This window comes from Kitasatospora sp. NPDC048298 (assembly GCF_043201465.1).
In the GTDB taxonomy this organism is placed as follows: domain Bacteria; phylum Actinomycetota; class Actinomycetes; order Streptomycetales; family Streptomycetaceae; genus Kitasatospora.
In genome coordinates, this window is sequence record NZ_JBICYZ010000026.1 from 87,866 (window position 1) to 112,683 (window position 24,818).

The 24,818-nt window shown below is 70.2% G+C and carries 22 protein-coding genes and 1 tRNA gene; 6 read left to right on the forward strand and 17 right to left on the reverse strand.

Annotated elements, in window-relative coordinates; genetic code table 11:
* Positions 1-37: 37 nt before the first annotated feature.
* The 5 genes from ACGF0D_RS20490 to ACGF0D_RS20510 form a co-directional block, all read right to left on the reverse strand.
* Positions 38-607: a Uma2 family endonuclease gene (locus ACGF0D_RS20490; protein ID WP_392869216.1), complete on the reverse strand. Its 570-nt coding sequence runs from the start codon at positions 605-607 to the stop codon at positions 38-40.
* A 74-nt stretch (positions 608-681) separates the two neighbouring features.
* Positions 682-2,514, reverse strand: coding sequence for a bifunctional metallophosphatase/5'-nucleotidase (locus ACGF0D_RS20495; protein ID WP_392869214.1), 1,833 nt, complete (start codon positions 2,512-2,514; stop codon positions 682-684).
* A 365-nt stretch (positions 2,515-2,879) separates the two neighbouring features.
* Positions 2,880-3,452: a hypothetical protein gene (locus ACGF0D_RS20500; protein WP_392869212.1), complete on the reverse strand. Its 573-nt coding sequence runs from the start codon at positions 3,450-3,452 to the stop codon at positions 2,880-2,882.
* Positions 3,439-5,097 carry a VWA domain-containing protein gene (locus ACGF0D_RS20505; protein ID WP_392918156.1) on the reverse strand — a complete coding sequence of 553 codons (1,659 nt, stop codon included), beginning with the start codon at positions 5,095-5,097 and terminating at the stop codon, positions 3,439-3,441. The genes ACGF0D_RS20500 and ACGF0D_RS20505 overlap by 14 nt, the downstream gene beginning before the upstream one ends.
* On the reverse strand, positions 5,094-6,185 hold the full coding sequence (locus tag ACGF0D_RS20510) for a hypothetical protein (RefSeq protein ID WP_392869208.1): 1,092 nt from the start codon (positions 6,183-6,185) through the stop codon (positions 5,094-5,096). Before ACGF0D_RS20510 ends, ACGF0D_RS20505 begins: the two co-directional genes overlap by 4 nt.
* Positions 6,186-6,509: 324 nt before the next feature.
* On the opposite strand from ACGF0D_RS20510, the gene pyk reads away from it, so the two are divergent.
* A complete protein-coding gene (gene pyk / locus ACGF0D_RS20515) occupies positions 6,510-7,940 on the forward strand; it encodes a pyruvate kinase (RefSeq protein WP_392869206.1) in 1,431 nt (476 codons plus the stop codon).
* 84 nt (positions 7,941-8,024) lie between these two features.
* Positions 8,025-8,168, forward strand: coding sequence for a hypothetical protein (locus ACGF0D_RS20520; protein ID WP_392869204.1), 144 nt, complete (start codon positions 8,025-8,027; stop codon positions 8,166-8,168).
* A 4-nt stretch (positions 8,169-8,172) separates the two neighbouring features.
* Here ACGF0D_RS20520 and ACGF0D_RS20525 read toward each other — a convergent pair whose 3' ends face one another.
* Entirely contained in the window at positions 8,173-8,946 is a 774-nt protein-coding gene (locus tag ACGF0D_RS20525; protein WP_392918184.1) for a transcriptional regulator, read from the reverse strand.
* A 119-nt stretch (positions 8,947-9,065) separates the two neighbouring features.
* Positions 9,066-9,138: transfer RNA gene (locus ACGF0D_RS20530), tRNA-Leu, on the reverse strand.
* Between the two features lie 70 nt (positions 9,139-9,208).
* Here ACGF0D_RS20530 and ACGF0D_RS20535 point away from each other — a divergent pair.
* Positions 9,209-9,895 (forward strand): ANTAR domain-containing response regulator, encoded by a 687-nt coding sequence (locus tag ACGF0D_RS20535; protein WP_392918159.1) that lies wholly within the window; start codon positions 9,209-9,211, stop codon positions 9,893-9,895.
* 58 nt (positions 9,896-9,953) lie between these two features.
* On the opposite strand, the gene ACGF0D_RS20540 is transcribed toward ACGF0D_RS20535, so the two are convergent.
* The 6 genes from ACGF0D_RS20540 to ACGF0D_RS20565 all read right to left on the reverse strand — a co-directional run bounded on the left by ACGF0D_RS20540 (position 9,954) and on the right by ACGF0D_RS20565 (position 16,855).
* Positions 9,954-10,670, reverse strand: a complete 717-nt coding sequence (locus ACGF0D_RS20540; RefSeq protein WP_392869202.1) for an ABC transporter ATP-binding protein — start codon at positions 10,668-10,670, stop codon at positions 9,954-9,956.
* Complete coding sequence (locus ACGF0D_RS20545; RefSeq protein WP_392918186.1) at positions 10,667-11,515, reverse strand: ABC transporter ATP-binding protein; 849 nt, start codon at positions 11,513-11,515, stop codon at positions 10,667-10,669. The genes ACGF0D_RS20540 and ACGF0D_RS20545 overlap by 4 nt, the downstream gene beginning before the upstream one ends.
* 8 nt (positions 11,516-11,523) lie before the next feature.
* The gene (locus ACGF0D_RS20550) at positions 11,524-13,455 is read right to left on the reverse strand and encodes a branched-chain amino acid ABC transporter permease (RefSeq protein WP_392918189.1); all 1,932 of its coding nucleotides are present in this window, start codon (positions 13,453-13,455) and stop codon (positions 11,524-11,526) included.
* A 5-nt stretch (positions 13,456-13,460) separates the two neighbouring features.
* Positions 13,461-14,390, reverse strand: coding sequence for a branched-chain amino acid ABC transporter permease (locus tag ACGF0D_RS20555; protein WP_359819021.1), 930 nt, complete (start codon positions 14,388-14,390; stop codon positions 13,461-13,463).
* 171 nt (positions 14,391-14,561) lie between these two features.
* Positions 14,562-15,782, reverse strand: coding sequence for an ABC transporter substrate-binding protein (locus tag ACGF0D_RS20560; protein WP_392918162.1), 1,221 nt, complete (start codon positions 15,780-15,782; stop codon positions 14,562-14,564).
* 608 nt (positions 15,783-16,390) lie between these two features.
* Positions 16,391-16,855 carry a PaaI family thioesterase gene (locus tag ACGF0D_RS20565; protein WP_392918163.1) on the reverse strand — a complete coding sequence of 155 codons (465 nt, stop codon included), beginning with the start codon at positions 16,853-16,855 and terminating at the stop codon, positions 16,391-16,393.
* 278 nt (positions 16,856-17,133) lie between these two features.
* On the opposite strand from ACGF0D_RS20565, the gene polA reads away from it, so the two are divergent.
* Positions 17,134-19,872, forward strand: a complete 2,739-nt coding sequence (polA, locus tag ACGF0D_RS20570; protein ID WP_392918192.1) for a DNA polymerase I — start codon at positions 17,134-17,136, stop codon at positions 19,870-19,872.
* A gap of 24 nt (positions 19,873-19,896) precedes the next feature.
* Here the strand turns inward: polA and ACGF0D_RS20575 are convergent, their stop codons facing one another.
* The 4 genes from ACGF0D_RS20575 to ACGF0D_RS20590 form a co-directional block, all read right to left on the reverse strand.
* The gene (locus ACGF0D_RS20575) at positions 19,897-20,352 is read right to left on the reverse strand and encodes a hypothetical protein (RefSeq protein ID WP_392918166.1); all 456 of its coding nucleotides are present in this window, start codon (positions 20,350-20,352) and stop codon (positions 19,897-19,899) included.
* Positions 20,353-20,689: 337 nt separating this feature from the next.
* A complete protein-coding gene (locus tag ACGF0D_RS20580) occupies positions 20,690-21,208 on the reverse strand; it encodes a hypothetical protein (RefSeq protein ID WP_392918168.1) in 519 nt (172 codons plus the stop codon).
* Positions 21,205-22,836, reverse strand: coding sequence for an alpha/beta hydrolase (locus ACGF0D_RS20585; protein ID WP_392870038.1), 1,632 nt, complete (start codon positions 22,834-22,836; stop codon positions 21,205-21,207). The genes ACGF0D_RS20580 and ACGF0D_RS20585 overlap by 4 nt, the downstream gene beginning before the upstream one ends.
* A gap of 5 nt (positions 22,837-22,841) precedes the next feature.
* Complete coding sequence (locus ACGF0D_RS20590; protein WP_392869193.1) at positions 22,842-23,270, reverse strand: WXG100 family type VII secretion target; 429 nt, start codon at positions 23,268-23,270, stop codon at positions 22,842-22,844.
* 308 nt (positions 23,271-23,578) lie between these two features.
* Between ACGF0D_RS20590 and ACGF0D_RS20595 the strand changes: the two genes are divergently transcribed.
* The gene (locus tag ACGF0D_RS20595) at positions 23,579-24,196 is read left to right on the forward strand and encodes a hypothetical protein (RefSeq protein WP_392918171.1); all 618 of its coding nucleotides are present in this window, start codon (positions 23,579-23,581) and stop codon (positions 24,194-24,196) included.
* A gap of 115 nt (positions 24,197-24,311) precedes the next feature.
* The gene (locus tag ACGF0D_RS20600) at positions 24,312-24,680 is read left to right on the forward strand and encodes an NUDIX domain-containing protein (protein WP_392918173.1); all 369 of its coding nucleotides are present in this window, start codon (positions 24,312-24,314) and stop codon (positions 24,678-24,680) included.
* Positions 24,681-24,818 lie beyond the last annotated feature (138 nt).

The following is a 24,818-nucleotide window of genomic DNA, read 5'->3' on the forward strand; positions in this document are numbered from 1 at the left end:
GGCGGCAGCCGCCAGGAGGCCCTTGCCGCTTGACCGTTCAGACCTGGTAGCGGAGCAGGCCGTCGGTGGCGAGATCGAAGCCGAAGGGGGCCGGGATCGGGACCGGGTCGCCGAACTTGCCGTTCCACTGCCGGTGGTAGCCGCTGCCGGATGGCTCGGAGTGGAGCGTCAGATCGCCCTCGCGCGGATCGATCACCAGGTAGAGCGGGATGGCCATGAGCGGGTAGTCGCGGACCTTGCCGACCAGGTCGTTCTCCGGGTTCGACGGGGAGACGATCTCCACGGCGATGGCCGCCTGTTCGGCGGGGACCTGGTTGCCGCCCTCCTCGAGCGCCGAGAGGGGGATGTAGGTCAGGTCGGGGTTGCGCAGCTTGCCGACGTTCGGGGAGGCGAGGTCGGTGTTCTCGCTGGGCATCGTGTCGGTGGGGCGGTGGGCGTCGAACTGCTCGCGTACGAGCAGCAGGTTGCGTTGGTGGATCACCGACGGCCCGGCCGTCATGATGATCTCGTCGCCGGAGATCTCGATCTTCCAACCGTTTGGAGGCGTGAGGCTCTGCGCGTAGGCCAGCAGCCGCGCGTGGCGCTCCGGGATCCGGGACTCGCTCATGGCGCCATTCTTCCACTGAACGGGCCGGAAGGCCGTCGCCTGCGGGGCGACGGCCTTCCGGTGGGTCGTGCGGGTCAGAAGACCGGCTGGCCGGCGCGGACCAGGCGCCAGGAGTCGGTGAAGAAGTCCGCGGGGTCGATGGTGCCCTTGGCCTTCACCCAGGCGATCATGGTGTTGCGGATCTCGTCGGAGTTCGACCAGACCATCTTGGCCTTGGCGACGTGCGGGAAGTTGCCGCCGCCGTTGGCACGGTAGTTGTTGACGGCGAGGACGAACTCGGCGGCCGGGTCGATCGGCTTGCCCTGGAAGGACAGGTTGACGATCCGCTGGCCCTTCGGCTGGGCGATGTCGATGTCGTAGCTCAGGCCGTAGAGCGAGTCGTAGTTGTAGTCCGGGGTGGCTTCGGCGCCGGTCAGCTTGTCCTTGTCGACCGGGGCGCCCGGGGCGAGCTGGTTGTAGTACTTGACCGAGTACTCGAGGTAGTCCTTGAGCTGGGCGCCCGTCATGATGCGGGCCTCCAGGGTGTTCTCGTAGATGTAGAGGCCCGCGGCGTCGCGCAGCTTGACCTGACCGGACGGGATCAGGGCGGTGCGGTTGAACGGGGCGGCCTGGGCGAGCACCGGGAGGTTGGCGTACTGTCCGCCCGCCAGCGCGGCCTTGACGGCGTCGGCCTGGACCCGGCCGATCAGGTCGATGATCGGGGTGGCCTTGAAGGGCGCCTCGGCGATCGAGAGCGCGATCTTGCTGGTGCCGATGTTCTGGTTGACGTACGCGACGACCTTCTTGTGCTGCTCGGCGATCGCGTTGGTGATCTCCGGGTTCTCCGGCACCGTGTTGGAGTTCAGCAGCCGGGAGGAGACCGAGGTGACCTTCCAGACACCGGCCGCGAACTCGACCTCGAAGTCGAAGCAGGTCAGCCGCTGGCCGTAGCAGAGCGGCTCGGAGAGCACGACCGTCCGGCCGGTCTTCTTGTTGACGACCAGGCGCTGCGCGATCTCCTTGTGGGCGTGGCCCACCAGCACCGCGTCGATGTCGGGGACGGTCTCCGCCAGGGCCACCGAGACGTTCTCGGCCCAGGGCAGCTGGTCGCCCCAGGTGGTCGCCTCGTCGCAGCCGGAGTGCGCGGAGACCACGATGACGTCCGCGCCCGCGGCCTTCATCTTCGGCACCCAGGTGGCGGCGGTCTCGACGATGCCCGGGAAGACCAGCTTGCCGCTGACGTTGGCCTTGTCCCAGATCGCGATGCCCGGGTTGGTGAGGCCGAGGATGCCGACCCGCACCGGACGGCCGCCGCCCAGGCGCAGCTCCTTGATCACGTACGGCTTGAAGGCCGGCTTCTCGTTCTTGGCGTTCAGCGCGTTGGCGCCCAGCAGCGGGAACTCCAGCTGGTCCTGGTAGGCCTTCAGGAGCGGGATGCCGTAGTTGAACTCGTGGTTGCCGAGTGCGGCGGCGTCGTACTCCATGAGGTTCATGGCGACGGCCATCGGGTGGTCCGGCACGGTGTTCGCCTCGGTGTCGATCGACTCGATCCGGGCGTAGTAGTAGGACAGCTGGGTGCCCTGGATGGTGTCACCGGAGTCGATCAGGAGGCAGCGGTCCCAGCCCTTCTCCTCGCGCACCTGGTTGGCCAGGGTGGAGATCTTGGCGAGGCCGACCGCGTTGTGGCCCTTGTCGGTGTACTCGGCGTCGGTGAAGTAGTCCCAGTTGAGCACCCGGCCGTGCAGGTCGGTGGTGCCCATCACGGTGAAGGCCTGCTTGTGCGGCTGGGGCCGGCCCTTGGCGGCCGCCGTGTCCGGCTGGGCGGCCGCGGCGGAGGGGGCGGCGGCCAGGGTGGCACCGCCGGCCAGGGCGGCGCCGGCGGCGGTGGCGGCGGACCGGGTGACGAAGTCACGGCGGTTCAGGGGCATGGACGACTCTCCCGAGTGGGACCGACGGCGGATGGACCGTCAACTGGCATTCGTTGGCAGGTGTGCGTGTACGCGTCGACGCGCGTAGAAGGACGCGCGTAGAAGTGTGCCGTGCAGGTCGGGGCGCTGGATAGCCCCCAGACCTGTCCAGGAGGTGAGATCTTAACGACTCGTTCGTGACGGGACGGGGGAGGTACCGGGTGGTAGGGCGGAGGGCGGACTTCCGGAGACCGACCCCGGGACGGGGGCGAATGTCGGGCTCCCGAGGGGCGACCCCGGGACGGGCGGCGAACGTCGGGCCTCCGAGGGGCGGCCCCGGGACGGACGGGCGGGAGGCCGCCGCCCGTCCCGGGGCGGACGGCCGGTCAGGACAGTTCGGCCGTGAGCCGGTCGACCTCGTGGCCCAGCTGGACCGCCGGATCCGGATCACCCGGCCCCGCCCAGGGCTGCCAGGTCCGCGCCCGCAGGTAGCCGGCCACCGCCACCGGCAGCCGGTGCCGGACGATCCGCTCCGCCACCGGCCCCGGACCGGCCGCGCGCAGTGCCGCCAGCAGGCCGTCCACCCCGGCCGAGGGCGGCAGCGGCACCGTGTCCAGGTAGGCGGCCAGCGCCACCAGCTCCGGATCGGGCACGGGGGCCGGCTCGGGCTCCGGCTTGGGTTTGGGCGCCGGAGGCCGCGGCTCCTCGCGCCCCGGCACCCGCGCGCCGGGCAGCTCGGGGTCACCGGGATCCGGCCCCGGGCCCTGGCGGGGCCCCGGGCCGGGCGTCAGCAGCGCGCCCACCCCGTACAGCCCCGCCACGACCCCCGGCCACCAGACCCCGCCCAGCCCCGCGAAGTGCAGCCCCAGGCCGACCGCGCCACCCGCGCAGCCGACCAGGTTCCTGGCCGACTCCAGGTAGCGCAGCACCCGGGGGCCGAACCCGTCACTGGTAGCCACGGATCTCCTCGAACACCCCGTCCAGCGAACCCGTCCCGTCGAACAGCTTGCCGCCGCTCAGGTCCGCGATCCCCTGGAGCTGGCCCACCGCCGCCTCCCCGAACTTGATCGGGAACACCGGGATCGACCTCTCCCCGGCCGGCAGCGCGTCGTGGAAGCGCTTGAAGTCGCCGTCCGTCGCACCGGCGTTGCTCTCCCCGTCGGTCATCAGCACGATCGAGGTGAACCGGTCGTCACCGGCCGCCGCCTGCTGACGTTCGATCACCCGGTACGCCTCCTCCAGCGAGGAGTACACCGCCGTCCCGCCCGCGGCCGCCAGCGACTGCACGTCCGCCTGGATCGACGCCAACTCCGCCTGCGGGCCCGGCTGGCTCCCGGTGGCCGGCACCACGTGGGTCTTGGTCCACTTCACCTCGGAGGCGAAGGAGAGCAGCGTGATCTCCTCGCGGTCCCGGAAGCGGCGCACCCCGCGGGTGTCGTCCGCCCCGGTCAGCCGGCCCAGCGCGGTCTTCAGCGCCGCGATCCGCGAGCCCTCCATCGAGCCCGAGGTGTCCAGCACGTACACCGTCCGGGACGGGCGGCGCAGCTCGTTCTGGTACGCGGCCAGCAGGCCGTCCGCGACCGCCCTGGTGCCCGGGAACGGCAGCTCCTTGCGGCGGTCCGCGGGCAGCCCGGCCGCCGGGGTCACGCCCGCCGTCACCGGGCGGCGCAGCGTCGCCTCGGAGATGCGTTTCTGCACGTCCTCCTTGAGCAGGTACGCCGTCAGCCGCTGGAAGGAGTCGCGCTGCTCCGGCGCGGCCGAGGACATCAGCCCGAGCGGGTAGTCCGCCGACACCACGCCGTCCAGCGGCCGCACCACGGTCAGCTGCTGCTGCGGCGGCAGCGTCCGGTTCAGCGACAGCAGCACCGACTCGTAGTTCACCAGCGCGCCCACCGTGCCCGACTCGGCCCGGGTGTACGCCTGCGCCAGCCAGCCGGAGGAACCGGAGGTCAGCTTCTGGCCCTTGAAGAACTGCTTCAGCTGCGGCGAGGCCTTCTGCACGTCCGCGTCGGTCAGCGCCGCGCCCGCGCCGGAGAAGGCCGAGGCCACCGCGACGAGAGTGGAGAAGCCCGAGTTGGAACGGGACGGGTCGGCCATCCCGTACGCCAGCCTGCCGGCCGCGGCCGCGTCCCCGACCTGCGCCCAGGTGACCTTCGAGCCGTCGCCCCAGCCGAGTTCGCCGAGCGTCGAGGAACGCACCCCGATCGCCACCGGCGAGACCATCACCGGGATCTCGGAGACCACCTTGGACCGGCCGGCCGGATCGAGCCGCAGGTACTGGTCGGACGGGAACCACACGGCGTCGTACTTGCCGTCGGCCCGGCCCGAGGCGACGGTGTCCGCGCCGTCCAGGGTGCCCGTCCAGGAGAACTGCACGGTCACCCCGGTGGCCTTGCGGGCCTCCTCCAGGACCGGTGCCAGGTCCTGGAGTTCACTGCCCGCCAGGACGCGCAGCACCCCGGGGCGGGCCGTCTCGGCGGGCGGGCCGCTCGGGTCGGGGCCCGGCCCGGAACCGGAGCCGCCGGAGGTGCAGGCGGTCGCCGCGACGAGCACGGCGGCCAGCGCGGCCACGAGCCGGCCGCGCCGCTTCTTCGGGATGGTCACTTGGTCCCCTTCGCCGCGGCGGTCAGCTTGATCAGGTTGTCCAGCGAGGGCAGGGTCGCCTGCTTGATCCTGGCGGCGTTCAGATCGGGGGCGAAGGTCGGTTTCCTGTCCCGCATCAGGTTCGCGAAGGCCTCCGGCTTGGCCTGCGGCCGCAGGCCGAACCTGGCCTCCAGGCCGCGCAGCACCTCGTCGTTCTGGAGGACTTCGGCGAGCCTGCGGCCGTCGTCGGTGTGGGCCACGACGGTGTGGTCCGAGTAGACCGTGGTGTCCGGGTACAGCACGACCATGTCGCCGGTGGGCTTGCCCTGCAGCGACAGGGCGGCGGCCTGCGACTCGTACGCGAAGATCAGCGGGCTGCCGATCCCCGCGCCGAAGTCCCGGAACGGCTCGTCGCTGCTGCTCTTCTGGATGCCCTGCAGCGCGTTCGCGGTGTGCAGGACGTCCTTGACGGCGGCGACGCCGGCGTCGTCCGACACCACCTGGTGGTTGTTCGCGATGTACGAGAGCAGCGCGAGGTACATCGCCCCGGAGGACGAGCTCTCCGGGTCGGTGGTGGTCACGAAGAGCTGGCCGGACAGCTCCGGGTGCTCGCGGGCGCCCGCCAGGTCCTCCCATCTGCGGTTGCTCCGCAGCGCGTTGACGTACTCGTCCATCCGGAACGTCCAGACGCCGGTGGAGTCCTTGTCGGCCAGCTTGTTCTGCTTCAGGACGTCGGCCACCGGCCCGTGGGCCACGATCACCAGCGGCGAGTAGAACGGCACCGGCGGGGAGTCCTTCAACTTCCAGATGCGCTGGATCTCCTGGGCCGGTGCCGCGCTCGCCGGGAAGGCGAAGTCGAGCCCCGGGGTCTTGTCCGCCTGGTCGCTCATCGTCCAGGAGCCGGTCGAGTCCGCCCGGACCACCAGGCCCTGCTTCGCCAACTCGGCCTTGACCTCGTCGTTCTCGAAGAAGGCGCGCTTCTCCGAGCCGATCAGGCCGGTGACGGTGACCGTCTTGGTGTCCTTCTTCGGGTCGTCGTCGGGGATCAGCGCGAAGGCGACCCCGCCCAGCAGCGCCAGGGCCGCAACCACCCCCAGTGCGCGTCGCATACCGAACGCCTCCCCCTCGTCCGCTACTTCGTCCGGGTGGTGACCCGGGGCGCCCGGGTAGCCACCCGGGGGTGACGAGCGTCCCGCCGGGCGGGGAGCGGGGGCGGAAGCGGCGGTGAACCAGGGGTGAACACCCCTTCACGGAATCGCATCGACGGGCGCTGTGACGGGGGCGCGCAGGGCGTGCGGAGGGCGCGCGGCGAAGGGCGTTCGCACTTCGGTCCGAGGATGTGTCAGATTGTTCAACTCGCCTTACAGAAACGGTCATCCCGCAGTCCGGACCCGCGTCGCGGTTACGCACCGGTAATGCCTAGTCTCAGCACTATGCGCCGAGCAAAAATCGTCTGCACCCTCGGGCCCGCCACCGACTCGTACGACCAGATCAAGTCCCTGGTCGACGCCGGGATGGACATCGCCCGACTGAACCTCAGCCACGGCTCGCACGCCGAGCACGAGGAACGCTACCGCCGCGTCCGCAAGGCCGCCGACGAGACCGGCCGCAGCGTCGGCATCCTCGTCGACCTTCAAGGCCCGAAGATCCGGCTCGACACCTTCGCCCACGGACCCGTACTCCTCGAACGCGGCGACGAGTTCACCATCTCCACCGACAAGGGCGTCGTGGGGGACAAGGACCGCTGCGGAACCACCTACTCCGGGCTCGCCGCCGACGTCAGCCGCGGCGAGCGCATCCTGGTCGACGACGGCCGGGTCGCCCTGGAGGTCGTCGCCGTCGACGGTCCGCACGTGCGGTGCCTCGTCATCGAGGGCGGGCTGGTCTCCGACCACAAGGGCCTCAACCTCCCCGGCGTCGCCGTCTCCGTCCCCGCGCTCAGCGACAAGGACGTCGCCGACCTGCGGTGGGCACTGCGGACCGGGGCCGACCTCGTCGCGCTCTCCTTCGTCCGCAGCGGGCGGGACGTCGAGGACGTCCACCGGATCATGGCGGAGGAGGGGCGCCGCGTCCCGGTCATCGCCAAGATCGAGAAGCCGCAGGCGGTGGAGAACCTGGAATCCGTCGTCGACGCCTTCGACGGGATCATGGTGGCCCGCGGCGACCTGGGCGTGGAGATGCCCCTCGAACAGGTCCCGCTGGTCCAGAAGCGCGCCATCAAGCTCGCCCGCCGCAACGCCAAGCCGGTCATCGTCGCGACCCAGATGCTCGACTCGATGATCAACACCTCCCGGCCCACCCGCGCGGAGGCCTCCGACGTCGCCAACGCCGTGCTGGACGGCACCGACGCCGTGATGCTCTCCGGCGAGACCGCGGTCGGCAAGTACCCGGTCGAGACGGTCAAGACCATGGCCCGGATCGTCGAGGCCGCCGAGAACGACATCCTCGCGGCCGGGCTGCCGCCCCTGACCACCGGCAGCAAGCCGCGGACCCAGGGCGGCGCCGTCGCCCGCGCGGCCGCCGAGATCGGCGACTTCCTGCACGCCAAGTACCTCATCGCCTTCACCCAGTCCGGCGACACCGCGCGCAGGCTCACCCGCTACCGCTCGCCCATCCCGGTGCTCGCCTTCACCTACGAGCCCGCCGTCCGCTCCCAACTCGCCCTCACCTGGGGCGTGGAGACCTTCCTCGGCCCGTTCGCCCCGACGACGGACCAGATGGTCGAACAGGTCGACGCGGCCCTGCTCTCGCTCGGCCGCTGCCAGAAGGGCGACATCGTCGTCATCACCGCCGGCTCACCCCCCGGCCTGGCCGGCTCCACCAACCTCGTCCGCGTCCACCACGTGGGGACGTTGGACGCCTGAGCGGGATTCTCTCGGTCTTCCGCGGGCGGCATCCCTCGTGTGAGGGATGCCGCCCGCGTGCTGGTTCGGGAGAGAATCGGCGAGATGAGCGATCACAGCCACACGTTCTGGCGCGAGCTTCGCGAAGAGGTCCTCAACCGCCCCGGCGCCGGATCGGCCTATGAGGCCGCCAAGGCTCGCTTCGAGTGCGAGGAGCAGCAGCGGGCGGAGAAGTCCGAGGACACCTGAACCGTCAGTACTTGGGCCCGATGTGGGCGTCCATGAGGGCGACGGAGTCCTTGCGGGCGATGGAAACGTTCGTGGCGCCAGTGAGGCGTGAAGCGGCCTTCCAGTGGACGCCGACGGCGTTGAGGGTGGCGGTGAAGAGGCCGATGATGTCGGCCGAGGTGTTGGTGAAGAAGTAACGCGGGTACTCGTAGCGCTTCGTGACACCGCGCACGGTGCGGGTCGTCCAGTTGGTGATGCGGCAGCCGTCGGAGTGGATCAGGCCACGCAGGAACTCCCAGGGGTGGGCATCGACGATCTCCTGCTGCCACGGTGTGAGGACGATCGGCCGCAGGTGCTTCGGGCCGGGGCCGTGCTGGGGGAAGAGGCAGGGCCAGTGCTTGCTGGTGCTGATGACGCTGGTACAGCCGGGCGCCTGGACCCGGTTGACCTTGTTGTGCGGCATGACGGCGGCGACGGCCCGCTCGCACTCGAGGATGAGGCCCGGCCAGGTGTCGCAGCATGCGATACGGAGGGCGTGGACATGGCGGCGGCCCTCGCTGATGCAGCCGTCGCCCAGGTAGAGGCCGAGCAGGTAGGAGTACGGGGGGCGTGGCCTTGAGGGATCGAGCCGACCGCTGCGGACCGGGCATTCGGCGGTCATGCGTGGACCGGGCACTGCGCCGGATGCCCACTGACGGATCGAGAAGCGGGAGATCCCGGTCGCACGACTCACCTGGCTGAATGTCAGCCCGGAGGCGTGCAGATCGAGTGCTCGCTGGCGTGCGGCCATGTCGTACATACGGCCGAGCGTGTGCGAATCGCACCGGTGGATCTGGTGAATGCGGCGATTTTCATCCGGATTGATGAAGATCGCCAACGGTTAGGCTGACCTAAGTGGCTTGCGAATCGAAGGATAAGTGCCCCGAGTGGGATTCGAACCCACGCTGTATGGTGTTTGAGACCATCGCCTCTCCCGCTGGGCTACCGGGGCGCCCATGGATTCGAAGGTTGAACTTCGGACCCGCTGGTCTCAAACATACCGTGTCTGGGTACCCTCGTGCATGCAGTACCCCGCCGGAACTAGGAGCCCCGTGAGCACCGCCGACGAGCAGGCGCAGCCGCTTGAGACCGATACGCCCCAGATCACGCGGATTGTGATCGCCGAGGACGAGGCGCTGATCCGTCTCGACCTCAAGGAGATGCTCGAGGAGGAGGGGTACACCGTCGTCGGTGAGGCCGGCGACGGGGAGACGGCGGTGCGGCTCGTGGAGGAGCTGAAGCCGGACCTGGCGATCTTCGACGTGAAGATGCCGATCCTCGACGGGCTCTCGGCCGCTGAGCAGATCCACGAGAAGCACCTGGCGCCGGTGCTGATGCTGACGGCGTTCTCGCAGCGGGAGCTGGTGGACCGGGCGCGGGACGCCGGGGCGATGGCGTACATCGTCAAGCCGTTCTCGAAGTCGGACCTGGTGCCGGCGATCGAGATGGCGGTGTCCCGGTACGCGGAGATGCGGGCGCTGGAGAAGGAGATCGGGGATCTCAGCCAGCGGCTGGAGACGCGGAAGCTGGTGGACCGGGCGAAGGGTGTGCTGCAGACCAAGTTCGGGCTGAACGAGCCGGCCGCCTTCCGGTGGATCCAGAAGACGTCGATGGACCGTCGGATGACGATGGCGGCGGTGGCCGAGGCGGTCATCGAGGAGGGCGAGGCCCAGGACCGCAAGAAGGCGGAAGAGGGCCAGTCCGAGTAACGCGCGTACGAAGGCCCGGCAGAACGTTTCTGCCGGGCCTTTCGCGTCCGCGGAGGGCTCAGTCCTCGCCGAGGTAGGCCTTCCGCACGGACTCGTCGTGCAGGAGGTCGGCGCCCGTGCCGGAGAGGACGATGCGGCCGGTCTCCATGACGTAGCCGCGGTCGGAGAGGGAGAGGGCCGCCTGGGCGTTCTGCTCGACCAGGAGGATGGTCGTACCGGACGACTTCAGTTCCACGATGGTGGACATGATCTTCTGCATCATCAGCGGGGAGAGCCCCATCGAGGGCTCGTCCAGCATGAGCAGCTTGGGCTGGGACATCAGCGCCCGCCCCATCGCGAGCATCTGCTGCTCGCCGCCGGAGAGCGTCCCGGCGGCCTGGCGGCGCCGTTCGCCGAGGATCGGGAACAGGCCGTAGGCCCGCTCGACGTCCGCGGCGATGCCGGCCGCGTCGGTGCGCAGGAAGGCGCCGAGGAGGAGGTTCTCCTCGATGGTCATCCGGGGGAAGATGTGCCGGCCCTCGGGGGAGTGGGCGAGACCGAGGGCGACGATGCGGTGGGCGGGGACGGTCGAGAGGTCCTGGCCGTCGAAGGTGATCCGTCCGGCGGTGGGCTTGAGCAGGCCGGACAGGGTGCGCAGGGTGGTGGTCTTGCCGGCGCCGTTGGTGCCGATGAGGGTGGTGACCTCGCCCTGCTCGACGGTGAAGCTGATGCCCTTGACGGCTTCGATCTTGCCGTAGGCGACGCGGAGGTCCTGGACCTCGAGAAGTGCGGTCACTGGTCGGACTCCGTAACGTTCTCCGGGGCAGCCGGGGCGGCCGGGGCGGCCGGGGCGGCCGGGGCGGTGCCTTCGAGCGGGGCGCCCAGGTAGGCGGTGATGACGCGTTCGTCGCTCTGGACGGTCTCGCGGTCGCCCTCGACGATCTTCTGGCCCTGGACGAGCACCGCGGTGCGGTCGCAGAGGTTGAAGATGAACCGCATGTCGTGCTCGATGACGAGGATGGAGATCCCCTTGTCGCGGATCGCGAAGACGAGTTCCTCGGCGGCCCGGGTCTCCTGGGGGTTCATGCCGGCGGTGGGTTCGTCGAGGAGCAGCAGGCCGGGTTCGGAGGCGAGGGCGCGGGCGATCTCCAGTTTGCGCTGCTCGCCGTACGGGAGGTTGCGGGCGAGGTGGTCGGCCTTCTCGGCGAGGCCGGTGAACTGCAGCAGTTCCATGGCCTTCGCGCGGCTCTCGGCCTCGGCGCGGTGGTAGCCGGGGCCGCGCAGGATGGCGGAGAAGATGCCTTCCCTGGTGCGGGTGTGCCGGCCGACCAGGACGTTCTCCAGGACGGTCATGTTGGCGAAGAGCCGGATGTTCTGGAAGGTGCGGGCGATGCCGGCCTGGGTGACCAGGTGGGGCTTGGGCGGCAGCAGGGTGTCGCGGAAGCGGACGGCGCCCTCGGTGGGGACGTAGAGGCCGGTGAGGCAGTTGAAGAAGGTGGTCTTGCCGGCGCCGTTGGGGCCGATGAGACCGATGATCTCGCCTTCGCCGACGGTGAGGGAGACGTCGTTGACCGCGGTGAGGCCGCCGAAGCGCATGGTGACGCCGGTGACTTCGAGCAGGGGTGCGGCGGTGGTGGTCATCGGGTCGGTCACGCCCCTGCCTTGGTGAGTGCGGTCGGTTCGCCGGCGGTCTGGGCCGGGAGGGCGGTCTCGTGGAACTCCAGCTGGCGGCGCCGGTTGGGGATGAGGCCTTCGGGGCGGACCCGCATCAGGACGATGAGGGCGGCGCCGAAGGCGAGGAGCTGGTAGTCGGCGAGGAATTCGAGCTTCTTCGGGATGAGGAAGAGCAGGGTGGCGCCGGCCAGCGGGCCGCTGATGGTGCCCATGCCGCCGAGGATGACGGCGGCGAGCAGGAAGGCGGAGTTCGGGGGGAGGGCTTCGGCGAAGGTGTACTGGTCGGGGGTGACGGTGTAGCTGACGTGGGCCTGGACGGTGCCGGCCAGGCCGGCGAGCAGGGCGCCGAGGGCGAAGGCGAGCAGTTTGAGGCGGAAGCCGTTGATGCCCATGGCCTCGGCGGCGGTCTCGTCCTCGCGGATGGCGACCCAGGCGCGGCCGATGCGGGAGTTGCCGACGCGGGCGAAGACCAGCACGACGAGGGCGGTGACCAGCAGCATCAGCAGGTAGTAGTTGGAGAAGCGGCCGAGTTCGATGCCGGCGACGGTGTGCGGTTTGCCGAGGTCGAAGCCGAGGATCTCCAGGTCCGGGATGCGGGGGATGCCGTTGGAGCCGTTGGTGATCTTGGGGCCGGTGGTGCCGTTGAGGTTGAGCATGGTGATGCGGAAGATCTCGCCGAACCCGAGGGTGACGATGGCGAGGTAGTCGCCGCGCAGTCGCAGGGTGGGGGCGCCGATGAGGACGCCGAAGACCATGGAGACGACGGCGCCGGTGAGCATCGCGGCCCAGAACGGGAACTGGACGTGGATGGGCGAGGCGGGGGAGCCGGAGACCAGGGCGGCGGCGTAGGCGCCGACGCCGAGGAAGGCGACGTACCCGAGGTCGAGCAGGCCGGCCAGGCCGACGACGATGTTGAGGCCGAGGGCGACGGTGGCGAAGATCAGGATGTTGGTGGCGACGGAGGTGTACTGGTCGCTGGTCTGGGTGAACGGGAAGCTGGCGGCGGCGGCGAAGGCGGCGCCGGTGGTGACGGGGCGGTGCTTGACGGTCAGCGCGCGCAGCCGGGCGATCAGGCCGGACCTGGTGAGGGCGGGGACGGCGAGGGCGACGAACAGCAGGTAGCCGGTGAAGAGTTCGCCGTACTCGGTGTCGATGCCGAAGGTGATGGCGAACAGTCCGAGCCCGAAGGCGAGGACGATCAGCAGCACCTCGATCCAGGAGGGGAGGGCGCGCGGCGCGGCCAGGGGGCGGTCGGCCCGGCCGAGGCGCAGTCCGCTGTTGGCGAGGTGGCCGAGCTGGAGCAGCAGGACGACGCCGGCCGCGATGGCGAGGCCGCCGGCCAGGGCGGTGAGGACGGGGGCGACGGGCTGGTCCGTGGGGACTGCGTGGGCGCCGAACCAGGCGGCGGGGGCGATCGGGACGAGCAGGAAGAGGCGCTTGTCGAGGATCCGCAGCGGGACGGCGGTGCGGCGGTCGAGGGGCAGGCCGAGGGCGCCGAGGACGCCGATCAGGCCGCCCGCGGCGAGTACCCAGCCGCCGGGTTCGAGGTTGGCGAGGCCGCCGAGTTCGGCGGAGATGGCGGACACCGCGTAGACGGCGATGGCGAGGGCGCCGGTGGCGGCGTACAGGACGGCGTTGTTGCTGCGGGTGGGGGCGGCCCAGCGCAGGCCGGGGAGGCCCTGGCAGGCGAGCAGCAGGACGAGGGTGAGCAGGCCGGCGGCGAGGGCGAGCCACTGGAGTCCGGCGGGGGAGCCGTAGTAGGTGAGGTCGCCGGGGAAGTCGGGGGTCCAGGTCCAGGACATGGCGGCGGAGGCCGTGGTGGCGAGGGCGCCGAGTCCGGTGGTGGCCGCGGCGGCGCGGGCGGGCAGCGGGATGACCGGGGTGGTTTCGGTGTGGGTGGTGGTCATGGTGGTCACGCCCTGTCCGCGACGCGCTCGCCGAGCAGGCCTTGGGGCCGGATCAGGAGCACGAGGATGAGGAGAACGAACGCCCAGACGTCCTTCCAGGCGCCGCCTCCGAAGAGGTGCATGCCGGGCAGGTGCTGGATGTAGCCGGTGGCGAGGGCTTCGGCGAGGCCGAGGGCGAGGCCGCCGAGCATGGCGCCGTAGATGTTGCCGATGCCGCCGAGGACGGCGGCGGTGAAGGCCTTGAGGCCGAGGATGAAGCCCATCCGGAAGTCGACCTGGCCGCTGCGCAGTCCGTAGGCGACGGCGGCGACGGCGGCGAACGCGGCGCCGATGGCGAAGGCCATGACGATGATGCGGTCGGTGTCGATGCCCATCAGCTTGGCGGTGTCCGGGTCCTGGCTGGTGGCCTGCATGGCGCGTCCGGAGCGGGTGCGGGTGACGAACCAGCCGAGGGCGAGCATGCACAGCGGGGCGGCGATGATCAGGAAGAGGTCGCTGCGCTGGATGGTGACGGAGCCGAGGCTGAAGGGGTCGCCGGGGAGCTTGGGGAAGACGCGGGCCTTCTTGGCGTCCGGGTAGAAGGAGAAGACGAGTTGCTGGAGGAAGATGGACAGCCCGATCGCGGTGATCAGCGGGGCGAGCCGGGGGGCGTTGCGCAGGGGGCGGTAGGCGAAGCGCTCGGCGGCGACGGCGGTGAGGGTGGAGACCAGGATGCCGGCGATCAGCATGAGCGGCAGGGCCAGCCACAGGGTGGTGCCGCCGGGGAGGGCGAGGTAGGCGGTCAGGGCGCCGAAGCCGCCGACCATGACGATCTCGCCGTGGGCGAAGTTGATGAGCTGGACGATGCCGTAGACCATCGTGTAGCCGATCGCGACGAGCCCGTAGAGGGCGCCGAGGATCAGGCCGTTGGCCAGCTGCTGCGGTAGGTCGTGCACCGCTGGGCCTCCGTAGTGCGTTCGGGGGTTGTCCGCGTGGGTGGTGGATGTGGGTGCGCGCGGGGGCACTGGTGGAGCCCCCGCGCGCGGTGGTGGTGAAGTGGCGCTGGTGGTGCGGGTGGTGACAGGGCGTCAGGCTGCTTGGGCCTGCGCGGCCCGCGTGGGCCCGTGTCAGCCCTTGAAGGTGCCGGACTTCTCCACGGCCCACTTGCCGTCCTTGACGGTGTAGACGGTGAGCTGCTTGTTGGTGGTGTCGCCGAACTCGTCGAAGGAGACCTTGCCGGTGACGCCGTCGAAGGAGACGTTCTGGACGGCGTCGCGGACGGCCTCGCGGGTGAGGGGCTTGCCGCTGGCCTTCACGGCCTTGACGCCCTGGATGACGGCCCAGGCGCTGTCGTAGGAGTAGCCGCCGTAGGTCTCGTAGGCGTCCTTGTAGCCGGCGGTCTTGTAGTCGGCGATGAACTTCTTGGCGGTGTCGAGGCTTTCGACGGGCAGGCCGACGGCGGTGGCGTAGTCGCCCTGGCTCTTGGGGTTGAGCTTGATGAAGTCGCCGCTCTGGATGCCGTCGCCGCCCATCAGCGGGATGGTGGCGCCGGCCTCCTTGAGCTGGAGGGAGAGCGGGCCGGCCGCGGGGTACTCGCCGCCGTAGTAGACGGCTTCGGCGCCGGAGCTCTTGACCTTGGTGGCGATGGCGGCGAAGTCGCGGTCGTCGGGGTTGACGTGCTCCTCGCCGACGAGGGTGCCGCCGAGCTTGGTGAACTCGCCCTTGAAGGTGCCGGCCAGGCCGGCACCGTAGGTCTTCTGGTCGTCGATGAGGAAGACCTTGGTCTTCTTGGCGTCGTTGTAGAGGAACTGGGCGGCGAACGGGCCCTGGACGGCGTCGGTGGTGGCGGTGCGGAAGTAGGACTTGAAGGGGCGCTTCTTCTCGCCGCTGGCCCACTTCTCGCCCTGGCTGAGGGCGACGCCGGTGTTGGCGGGGGAGACCTCGACCAGGTTCTTGTCGTCGAAGATCTGCTGCATCGACTGCGCCACACTGGAGTTGAGCGGGCCGACGACGCCGAGGACCTTGGAGTCGCCGACCAGCTGGGTGGCGTTCTGCTGGCCGGGGGCGGGCTTGCCGGTGTCGTCCAGCGCCTTGATCTCGAACTTGACGCCGGGGACCTCGTTGGTCTCGTTGGCCTTCTTGATCGCGAGGTCGACGGAGTTGCGGATGCCGAGGCCGAGGGCGGAGAGGTCGCCGGTGAGCGGGGCGTCGACCCCGATGACGACGGTGGTGGAGGCGGAGTCGCCGCCGCCGTTGCCGCTGTTCTTCTCTCCGCGGGAGCCGCAGGCGCTGAGGCTGAGGGCGCCGATCACGGCAATGCTCACGACAACTGCTGAACGATGACGCACGAGGGTCCCCTTCGGTTCGGGAGGCGCCCGCGCCGGAGTGGCGGGAGCCGGAGTGCGCGGAGGGCCTGGCCCAATCGAATGGCGCGGTGACTGGCCGTGACTCTAGATGCCGTTGGGCGACTCGGGCAGTGCTGCGAGCAGGCTGTGATTCTCTTGTTATGAGCACACGGAGTATATGTCTCACGATGTGGTCGTTCCGGCTCGATCGATCCCGCGATGACGGGCGTTTACGCGCTGGTAGGGCGATGTAAGGCCCAGAAATGGGGGTTGCAGCTGGCAGCGTCGATTATCGGACACCTGTGTCCGATGCCCTGGTTCCGGCCGTGAGCGTCCGTATTGCGGACAGGGAGGGCGCGGCCGAGTCGCTCCGGGGCGCCTGAAGGCCTCGGAACCGGCAATTGATCGGATTTCCTACTTGTTACGCAGCGTTACAAGCGCGGGATTCGTGCCCGCCGCGCCCGGACATGCGAACGCCCCCTTGTCCAGATCAACGCCTGCCCAGGCCGGCGGATGGTCAAACAAGGGGGCGGAAAAGGGACTTGATGTTGTCCGGAGTGAACTCACCGACGCCGTAGGGACGTTGTCGGGAGCTTTCGGGGTGCGGCCGGTCAGAGGTCGCGCAGCATGCAGGTCAGCCGGCAGCTGGTGATCCGCCGGCCGGTGTCGTCGGTGATCGCGATCTCGTACGTGGCGGCGGTGCGGCCCTTGAACACGGCGGTCGCCACCCCGGTCACCAGTCCGGAGGTGGCCGAGCGGTGGTGGGTGGCGTTGAGGTCCACGCCGACCGCGTACCGGCCGGGGCCGGCGTGCAGCATCGCCCCGATCGAGCCCAGCGTCTCGGCCAGCGCCGCCGACGCGCCGCCGTGCAGCAGCCCGTACGGCTGCTGGTTGCCCTCCACCGGCATGGTGCCGACCACGCGGTCGGCGGAGGCCTCGACGATCCGGATGCCCATCTTCTCGCCGAGGTGGCCGCCGGAGAAGGTCTGCGGGCTCACGCCGAGCTTGGCGAAGTGGTCCAGCACGTCCTGCGGGACGTTCAGGACGGGCTCGGTGTCGGGGGCCGCGTCGGTCATGGGGGTGCTCCTGCCGCTGGGGGACGCCGGGTGTCGCTCGGGCGATGTTCGGGGGTTGCTCGGGGGGTTGTTCGGGGGTGTGCTGCCTGTGATCGTACGACCGTCCTACTCGTAGGTAACAGCTGCGGCCGGGCCGGCGCGGCGCCCTTTTTGTCGGTGCCGGGCCATAGGATCGGTGGCCGGTAGTGGAATCGGCAGGAACGGACGTTGACGTGGCTACGCAGAGTACGGACAAGGGCGCGACGGGTGGCGGCGGGGCCGGCCCGCGGCCCCGGCTGATGCTGCTCGACGGGCACTCGATGGCCTACCGGGCCTTCTACGCCCTGCCCGTGGAGAACTTCAACACCTCCACCGGCCAGCCCACCAACGCGGTCTACGGCTTCGCCTCGATGCTCGCCAACACCGTCCGCGACGAACAGCCCACCCACCTCGCCGTCGCCTTCGACGTCTCCCGGCAGACCTTCCGCTCCGTCGAGTTCCCCGACTACAAGGCCAACCGCGCCAAGACGCCGGACGAGTTCCGCAGCCAGGTCGGCCTGATCGGCGAACTGCTCGACGCCATGAACATCCCCCGGCTGACGGCCGAGGGCTTCGAGGCCGACGACATCATCGCCACCCTGGCCACCGCCGCCGAGGCGGCCGGCTTCGACGTCGACATCGTCACCGGCGACCGCGACTCGCTGCAGCTGGTCACCGACCACGTCACCGTGCTCTACCCGACCAAGGGCGTCTCCGAGCTCACCCGCTTCACCCCGGAGAAGGTCACCGAGAAGTACGGCGTCACCCCGCGCCAGTACCCGGACCTCGCCGCGCTGCGCGGAGACCCGTCCGACAACCTGCCCGGCATCCCCGGCGTCGGCGAGAAGACCGCCGCCAAGTGGGTCAACCAGTTCGGCTCCTTCGACGAACTCGTCACCCGCGCCGACGAGGTGAAGGGCAAGATCGGCGAGAAGCTGCGCGACCACCTCGACTCGGTCAAGCGCAACCGGGTGCTCACCGAGCTGGTCCGCGACGTCGAACTCCAGCTCGGCGTCGCCGAGCTGGACCGCAAGCCGTTCGACCGGGACGCCGTCGGCACCCTGATGGAGTCGCTGGAGTTCCGCAACGCCAACTTCCGCGACCGCGTCTACGGCATCGACCCGTCCGCCGGCGAGGACTCGGCGGAAGCCGAACTCGCCCCCGGCGTCGAGGTCGACGGCGAACTCCTCACCGACCCGGGCACCCTCGCCGCCTGGCTCGCCGAGCACGCCGCCGACGGCAAGACCACCGTCGCGCTCACCGCCGTCTACCAGTGGGCGCTCGGCGCCGGCGAGGTCACCGAAGTCGCCCTCGCAACAGTAGGGGCGGCGCAAAGCGCCTCGGACAAGGGCGGTGGTGGGCGACGGGAGGGCGAGTCGGCCGCCTGGTTCGACCCGGCGCTGCTCGCCGAGGAGGACGAGCGGGCCTTCGCCGCCTGGCTCGCCGACGCCACCGCCCCCAAGGCCCTGCACATCGCCAAGCAGGTCATGCGCGCCTTCGCCGAGCGCGGCTGGACGATCGAGGGCGTCGTCGCCGACACCGCGCTCGCCGCCTACCTGGAGAAGCCCGGCCGCCGCACCTTCACCCTGGAGGTGCTCGCCGAGGAGTACCTGGCCCGCTCGCTCACCCCGGCGCCCGCCACCGAGAGCGGCCAACTCGCCTTCGACGCACCGGAGGAGGACCCGACCGCGCACGCCCAGTCGCTGATGCTCCAGGCCCGCGCCGTGCTCGACCTCGCCGCGCTCTTCGACACCCGCCTCGCCGAGGTCGGCGCCGCCGGGCTGATGCACGACATGGAACTGCCCATCGCCGCCCTGCTCGCCCGCATGGAGCGCTACGGCATCGCCGCCGACCGCGAGTGGCTCACCGGCCTGGAGGCCCAGTTCGCCGCCGAGATCCAGCGCGTGGTGGAGGAGGCGCACGCCGCCGCCGGGCGCGAGTTCAACCTCGGCTCGCCCAAGCAGCTCCAGGAGATCCTCTTCGGCGAGCTCGCGCTCCCCAAGACCAAGAAGATCAAGACCGGCTACACCACCGACGCCGACGCGCTCACCTGGCTGGCCACCCAGACCGACAACGAGCTGCCGGTCATCCTGCTGCGCCACCGCGACCAGGCCAAGCTGCGCACCACCGTCGAGGGCCTGCTCAAGACCGTCTCGCCCAAGGGCCGGATCCACACCACCTTCAACCAGATGGTTGCCGCCACCGGCCGACTCTCCTCGCAGGACCCGAACCTGCAGAACATCCCCGTCCGCACCGAGGAGGGCCGGGCGATCCGCCGCGCCTTCGTCGTCGGCCAGGGCTACGAGTCGCTGCTCACCGCCGACTACTCGCAGATCGAACTGCGGATCATGGCGCACCTGTCCGAGGACGAGGCGCTGATCGAGGCCTTCGCCTCCGGCGAGGACCTCCACAACACCGTCGCCTCCCAGGTCTTCGAGGTGCCGCGCGCTGCGGTGGACGCCGAGATGCGCCGCAAGATCAAGGCGATGTCCTACGGCCTGGCGTACGGGCTGTCCGCGTACGGGCTCTCCCAGCAGCTCGGCATCAAGCCGGCCGAGGCCCAGGGCCTGATGGACACCTACTTCGAGCGCTTCGGCGGCGTGCGGGACTACCTGCGCCGGGTCGTCGACGAGGCCCGGGCCACCGGCTACACCGAGACCCTGCTCGGCCGCCGCCGTTACCTGCCCGACCTCAACAGCGACAACCGCCAGCGCCGCGAGATGGCCGAGCGGATGGCCCTCAACGCCCCGATCCAGGGCTCGGCCGCCGACATCGTCAAGATCGCCATGCTCCGGGTGGACGAGGCGCTGCGCGCCGCCGGCCTCACCTCCCGGATGCTGCTCCAGGTGCACGACGAAATCGTGCTGGAGCTGGCCCCCGGCGAGCGCGAGCAGGTCGAGGCCGTCGTCCGCGAGCAGATGGCGGGCGCCTACCCGCTGCGCGCCCCGCTGGACGTCTCCGTCGGCGTCGGCCCCAACTGGGAGGCCGCGGCGCACTGACGTTCCTCGGCTGGGCTCGGGGCGCTAAGGGGCGGAGCCCGAGCCCAGCTTGAGGTCGATGTACTCGACGATCGTGAACTCCCGGCCAGCGCCGAAGTCCACCGTTCGCTGGTGCAGCGGCCCGAACGCGTGGGCGTCGTCCCTGATCGCAACCTTCCACACGGCGCCGGGGAAGACGGCGAACCAGGCGAGGAACCTCCCGTTCCCGAAGGCCATCGGCCTGGCCTGGTCCGCCAGGTAGTCGATCGAAGGGCTGGCGAGGACGGCCATGCCGGGCTGGCGATCCCTCATGAGCCCACCCAGGCAGATCACCTTGTCGTCGCCCGGCCATGCCACGACCGCGGGGCCGAATACGCCTCCGGCGTCGAGCACGATCATGTTCTGCCGGGAGAGCGCCGGACACATGTCCAGGCTCGCGCCCGGACTGGTCAGAGCATCCACGATCCACTGCGCCGACGCCGGAGCCGCCTGGGACAGCACGTACCCGCTCCCGGCCGATGCCGGTCTCGCGGTGACGACGGGCTGGATCGCCCCGCCGTCACCACCCCACCGCTCCGTGCAGGCCGCGGTCCCCAGCACCAGTACCGCTGCCGCTGCCGCTGCCGCCCACGCTCTTCGTCCCACCGTGCCTCTCCCCCCGTGCCGTTTCCCTCGTTCTTCCCATCGCGGCGGCCGGGTAGCGTTCACGAACGGCAACAGCCGTGCATCGGAACGGAGTTGGATTCGAAGCCTGGTCGGGTCTGGAGCCGTCCGCCGGCGATCGGTCGGAGAGCGGGGCAGAGGCGTGGCAGCCGGCATCGACAAGACACCGCGGAGTTCATCGCCGCTCAGAAGCGGCCGGCTGTGGAGGCTTGGTGCCGTTGGGCCACACGCAGGGGGAGAAGAAGCCGATCACGAGCGTCCCGTACGAGCTGCCGATCCCGTCGATGGAGCCGGCGAACTTGTTGGTCGGGTTCGTGAAGTGGGCGGAGGTTCGCAGGGCGCCGGAGTCGTCCCGCTGGAATCCCATGGACTCGATCCGGCTCCGGAGGTGTTCGACGTATTCGGCCTGACGGTCCACCGGGATGCCGGAGAGTCGCTTCTCCGTGACCTCCACGACCCGGCCGTCGTACTCGGAGGGGGCGTCGTTCTTGAAGCAGTTGGTGCCGTCCTCCCGCTCGCTGGCCGTGGTGACCGGCTGGGGCAGCTCGGCGAGGGCCTGACCCATGTAGTCCACGGTCTGCTGCTTCGCCTGCGCCTGCGTCATGGTCGGGGTATCGGACTCCTTGCTGCACGCTGCCACCGTCAACAGCAGTCCGGCGGCCACCGCTGCCGTGATCGCCCGGTGTCGCCTCACCGGCCGATCCCGTTGCCCGCGATCACGGCACCGAACGCCTTGACGGACGTACTGCCCGGCTGCCAGTAGTGCGAGTGGTCGGTACTACCGGCCGGCAGGTGCTGGGCCCCGAAGCCGTTGTCCACTGGGTCCAGCCCGAAGAGCAGACTGGTGCCCGCTACATGTTTGATCATCGTGTCTTCACTGCCCCGGGCGACGTAGACGTGGGACGGGTCGATGTTCAGATCCTTGGCGTGGTCGACGCCGACGCCGGGACTGCCGACCAGGATCACGTCGTCCACGGGAAGTGTGTGGTCGCGCATGGTGAAGCCGACGACGACGGTTCCGTAACTGTGGCCCATGAGGGTGTTGTGCGAGGGATTGCCCTCGTGGGTCGTGCGCAGGCCGGTCTGGAACCGTGCCAGGTCCTTCTCGGCGTTGTCGGCGTACGAGTTCGTCGAGGCCTCGGCGAGGTTCTGCGGAGCGTCGTAGCCGACCCAGGCGATGGCGGCCGTTGTTTTGGGGCTGCCCGGGTCCGAGTCCTTGGCAGCCCTCACCATCTCGTCCGCCTTGTCCACGTCGCCGCTGGCCACACCGAACCGGGAGGTGGTGCCGGGGACGAAGGTCACGACGTTGTCGGCGGTGTCGGGGTTGTTGACGGAGATGATCGCCCGGCCCTTGCCCTTTGTGTCGAAGCCCATCAGGAAGGCAGGCGCACCGCGCGACTTCAGCTTGTCGCCCGTCAGCCGGCTTTCGATGTCGTTGATCGACGCGAGTTTTTCCCGCAGGTCCTTCTGCTTGCGGTGCCATTCGTCGTAGTCGGGGTTCGGGATCGGCTCTCCCCTGACCCATCCGCTGAACTGCTTGGGCTCGGGGCCCAGGTGGTCGAGCTGGAGTTGGAGGTCCTGCTTGCTCCGCGCCAGGTTGATCCGGTTGGCCTGGTCGCGGGCCACGACCGGGATGCCGTCGAGGTTTCCGACCTGGTCGGGGTGGTTGAGGATGAAGCGCTGCTGCTGGGCTTCGGTGAGGCTGTCCCACCAGCGCTTGACGGTATCGGTGTCGGTTCCGGCCGGGGGTACCACGTCGCGGGCGGCGACCGCCTCCTGGTCCTTCTTGACGGTGGCCGCGTCCAGCCCGGTGCCGCTGCTCGCGTTGTAGGCGAGATGGCTGAGCCGCTGTTCGATCTCCGAGTCGGCGTGGGCTGCCTCGTTGAGGGCGGCCGTGATCCGTCGACTGAGTTCCTTGGCGGTCGCCTCGGCCTTGTCGCCGGCGTAGTTCGCCGAGGTGGGCTCGTTGTCCCAGGTGAGGGCGCCGTCCGCGGCGACCGTGAACTTCCCCGCCTTGGCGTCGTCCAGGGCACCGATCAGGTGCGCCTGGGCGGCGGCGAAGCCTTCGGCGGCTTCGGCGAGGGCACGGCTGACGAAGGAGAGTTCCTGCTTGGCGTTCTGGAGCTTGGTGGCGAGCGACTTGATCTCGGCCGTGGCGTTGTCGGCGCTGGTTCCGGTCCACTGGGAGGAGCCGAGCCGGTCGACGACCTCGTGCTGCCAGGACTCGGCGTGCTGTCCGAACGCGGTGATGAGGATGTCGTAGGAGTTCTTCGCCGTGGTGATGTTGTTGATGTTGGCGTTCTTGAGGGTGGCGATGTCCATCGGTGTCACTGGGCCTTTCCTGCGCCGGCAGCTCGGCGGGCTTCGGCGGCCGGGGACAGGTCGCTGGTGAGGACGGTGTTGAACGGGTCCTTCACCGAAGGCCGATGGGTGCCGTTGTCGGTGTTCCCACTCATGGACACCGACACGTTCTGCTCGTTCTGCCGGTAGGCGGTGGCAGTGGTCGTGAGCTTGGCGCCGGCGCTGCCCATGTCGCCGGCGAGCTTGTCCAGCAGTGTCTTCCAGTTGGCGGCACAGTTGTGGATCGCGGGCCCGGTCAGCCAGCCCTGGAGAGTCGATGCGGCTTGGTCGTTGGGCTCGGCGATCTTCGCCGTCTCGGGTGGGATCTGGCCGCCCAGGTGCTGGGCGGTTTGTCCGCAGCCCTCCAGCACCGACGGGTTGACGGCGACAGCGGATGACGAATAGGGACTCGGCACGGTTCCCCCCGTGTCTCGAAGTGCGGTCCTTGGCGCTCGTCAGCATAAGAGCTATCGTCAGATAATTTCATTGCAGACACGGAGAGTGACATCGTGCCGGTCGGCCTCGGTGCCACCCTGCGGGGAAGGCGTCGCCCTTCGGGCGCCTGCACCGGTCGCCGCCGCGAAAAGGGGAACCGGGAGGCCGCTGCCCCGTACTGGCGTGGTGATCTTCGAGTGGGCCCGGCTGCGTGGAGTCCGGGCCCGTCGCTACGATCCTGCCGGTCCGCCGCGCAGTGGGCGCGGTGCGGATTGGGGGAGCGGCGACGGTGGAAACGGACGAGGGCGCGGCCAGGCAGCGGAGACTCCTGCGGCCCCGGCTGGTGATCCCGGCCGCACTGGCGGCGCTGGTGCTGGTGGGCGGGTCGGTCTGGGCAGTGTCCGGCGGCGGCGGGTCGACGGCTTCGGCCGGCTCGGGTGCGACGGCGACCGCCGAGCCGTCGGTGACGCCGCCGGCGGCAGCGCAGGCGCAGCCCTCGCCGAGCCCGTCCGCGGTGCCGGAGCCCGCCCCGGCCTCCGCCTCCGCTTCTGTCGAGCCCGAGCCCGAGCGCGAGCCCGAGTTCGACGCTGATGAGCCCGGGAGCGGCGCCCCGTCCGTCGCCCGGAAGCCAACCGGGAAGGCCGAGCCCACCCCTGCCGCCAAGCCTCAAGGCGCGTCCACCGGGAAGCCCAAGGCCCCGGCGGCGGAGGACCCGCACAACCTGCCGCCGACGGCCTGCGCCGACTGCCACACCAACCCGCAGGAACCCGACCCGCAGCACACGTGCATCCACGACGCGGCCGGCCGGATCCTCACCTGCAGCCCCGTTCAGATCGGCACCCCGATCCCGCGCCCGGGCCAGACGCTCTCCACCCCCACACCCGGCTGGCCCGACCACACCCACTGACGCGGGTGCGACCCGGGCGTGCGAAGTCCGTAGCGTGTTCCCGGGGTTGAGCCCAGGCGGACCAGTCGGAGAGTGCGGCAGAGGCGTGGCAGCCGTCATCGACAAAGTGGCCTGGATGCACACCGAGGGCGGGAGGGCGCTGAGTGCGCGGTCGCGAGGCAAGGGCACCTGCTACCTGCCGGGTGGCAAGCGGGAGCTCGGGGAGAGCGGCATCGACACCCTGGTACGGGAGATCGGCGAGGAGCTCAGGGCCGCCATCGCACCGGAGTCGGGGACCCTCCTGGGCGTGTTCGAGGCCCAGGCCCACGGTCACCCGGACGGCTTCGTCGTCGTCCGGATGACCTGTTACACCGCGGAGTTCGAGGGGCGCCCGGAGGCGAGTGGCGAGATCGAGGAGGCGGTCCGGCTCACGTACGGCGACCGGCATCGTACGTCCCCCGTCGACCGGATCATCTTCGACCACCTGCATGCGGTGCGGTGCTGAGTTGACGTCAGGCCGGGGGCGCGTCGCGCAGGAAGTCGGAGGGGCGACTCTGCTGGCGAAGTATTTGATCTGGGTCAGGCCGCTGCTGCGATGGCGTGTTGGGTGCAGAGTGTGTGGATGCGGGTGGGGTGGCGGTCT

What these genes read in the sequence shown, in the direction of transcription:
- ACGF0D_RS20490 (WP_392869216.1), bottom strand. Translation starts at nt 607, where the DNA reads ATGAGCGAGTCCCGGATCCCGGAGCGCCACGCGCGGCTGCTGGCCTAC.
- ACGF0D_RS20495 (WP_392869214.1), bottom strand. Translation starts at nt 2,514, where the DNA reads ATGCCCCTGAACCGCCGTGACTTCGTCACCCGGTCCGCCGCCACCGCC.
- ACGF0D_RS20510 (WP_392869208.1), bottom strand. Translation starts at nt 6,185, where the DNA reads ATGCGACGCGCACTGGGGGTGGTTGCGGCCCTGGCGCTGCTGGGCGGG.
- pyk (WP_392869206.1), top strand. Translation starts at nt 6,510, where the DNA reads ATGCGCCGAGCAAAAATCGTCTGCACCCTCGGGCCCGCCACCGACTCG.
- ACGF0D_RS20520 (WP_392869204.1), top strand. Translation starts at nt 8,025, where the DNA reads ATGAGCGATCACAGCCACACGTTCTGGCGCGAGCTTCGCGAAGAGGTC.
- ACGF0D_RS20525 (WP_392918184.1), bottom strand. Translation starts at nt 8,946, where the DNA reads ATGTACGACATGGCCGCACGCCAGCGAGCACTCGATCTGCACGCCTCC.
- ACGF0D_RS20535 (WP_392918159.1), top strand. Translation starts at nt 9,209, where the DNA reads ATGCAGTACCCCGCCGGAACTAGGAGCCCCGTGAGCACCGCCGACGAG.
- ACGF0D_RS20545 (WP_392918186.1), bottom strand. Translation starts at nt 11,515, where the DNA reads ATGACCACCACCGCCGCACCCCTGCTCGAAGTCACCGGCGTCACCATG.
- ACGF0D_RS20550 (WP_392918189.1), bottom strand. Translation starts at nt 13,455, where the DNA reads ATGACCACCACCCACACCGAAACCACCCCGGTCATCCCGCTGCCCGCC.
- ACGF0D_RS20565 (WP_392918163.1), bottom strand. Translation starts at nt 16,855, where the DNA reads ATGACCGACGCGGCCCCCGACACCGAGCCCGTCCTGAACGTCCCGCAG.
- polA (WP_392918192.1), top strand. Translation starts at nt 17,134, where the DNA reads ATGCTGCTCGACGGGCACTCGATGGCCTACCGGGCCTTCTACGCCCTG.
- ACGF0D_RS20585 (WP_392870038.1), bottom strand. Translation starts at nt 22,836, where the DNA reads ATGGACATCGCCACCCTCAAGAACGCCAACATCAACAACATCACCACG.
- ACGF0D_RS20600 (WP_392918173.1), top strand. Translation starts at nt 24,312, where the DNA reads ATGCACACCGAGGGCGGGAGGGCGCTGAGTGCGCGGTCGCGAGGCAAG.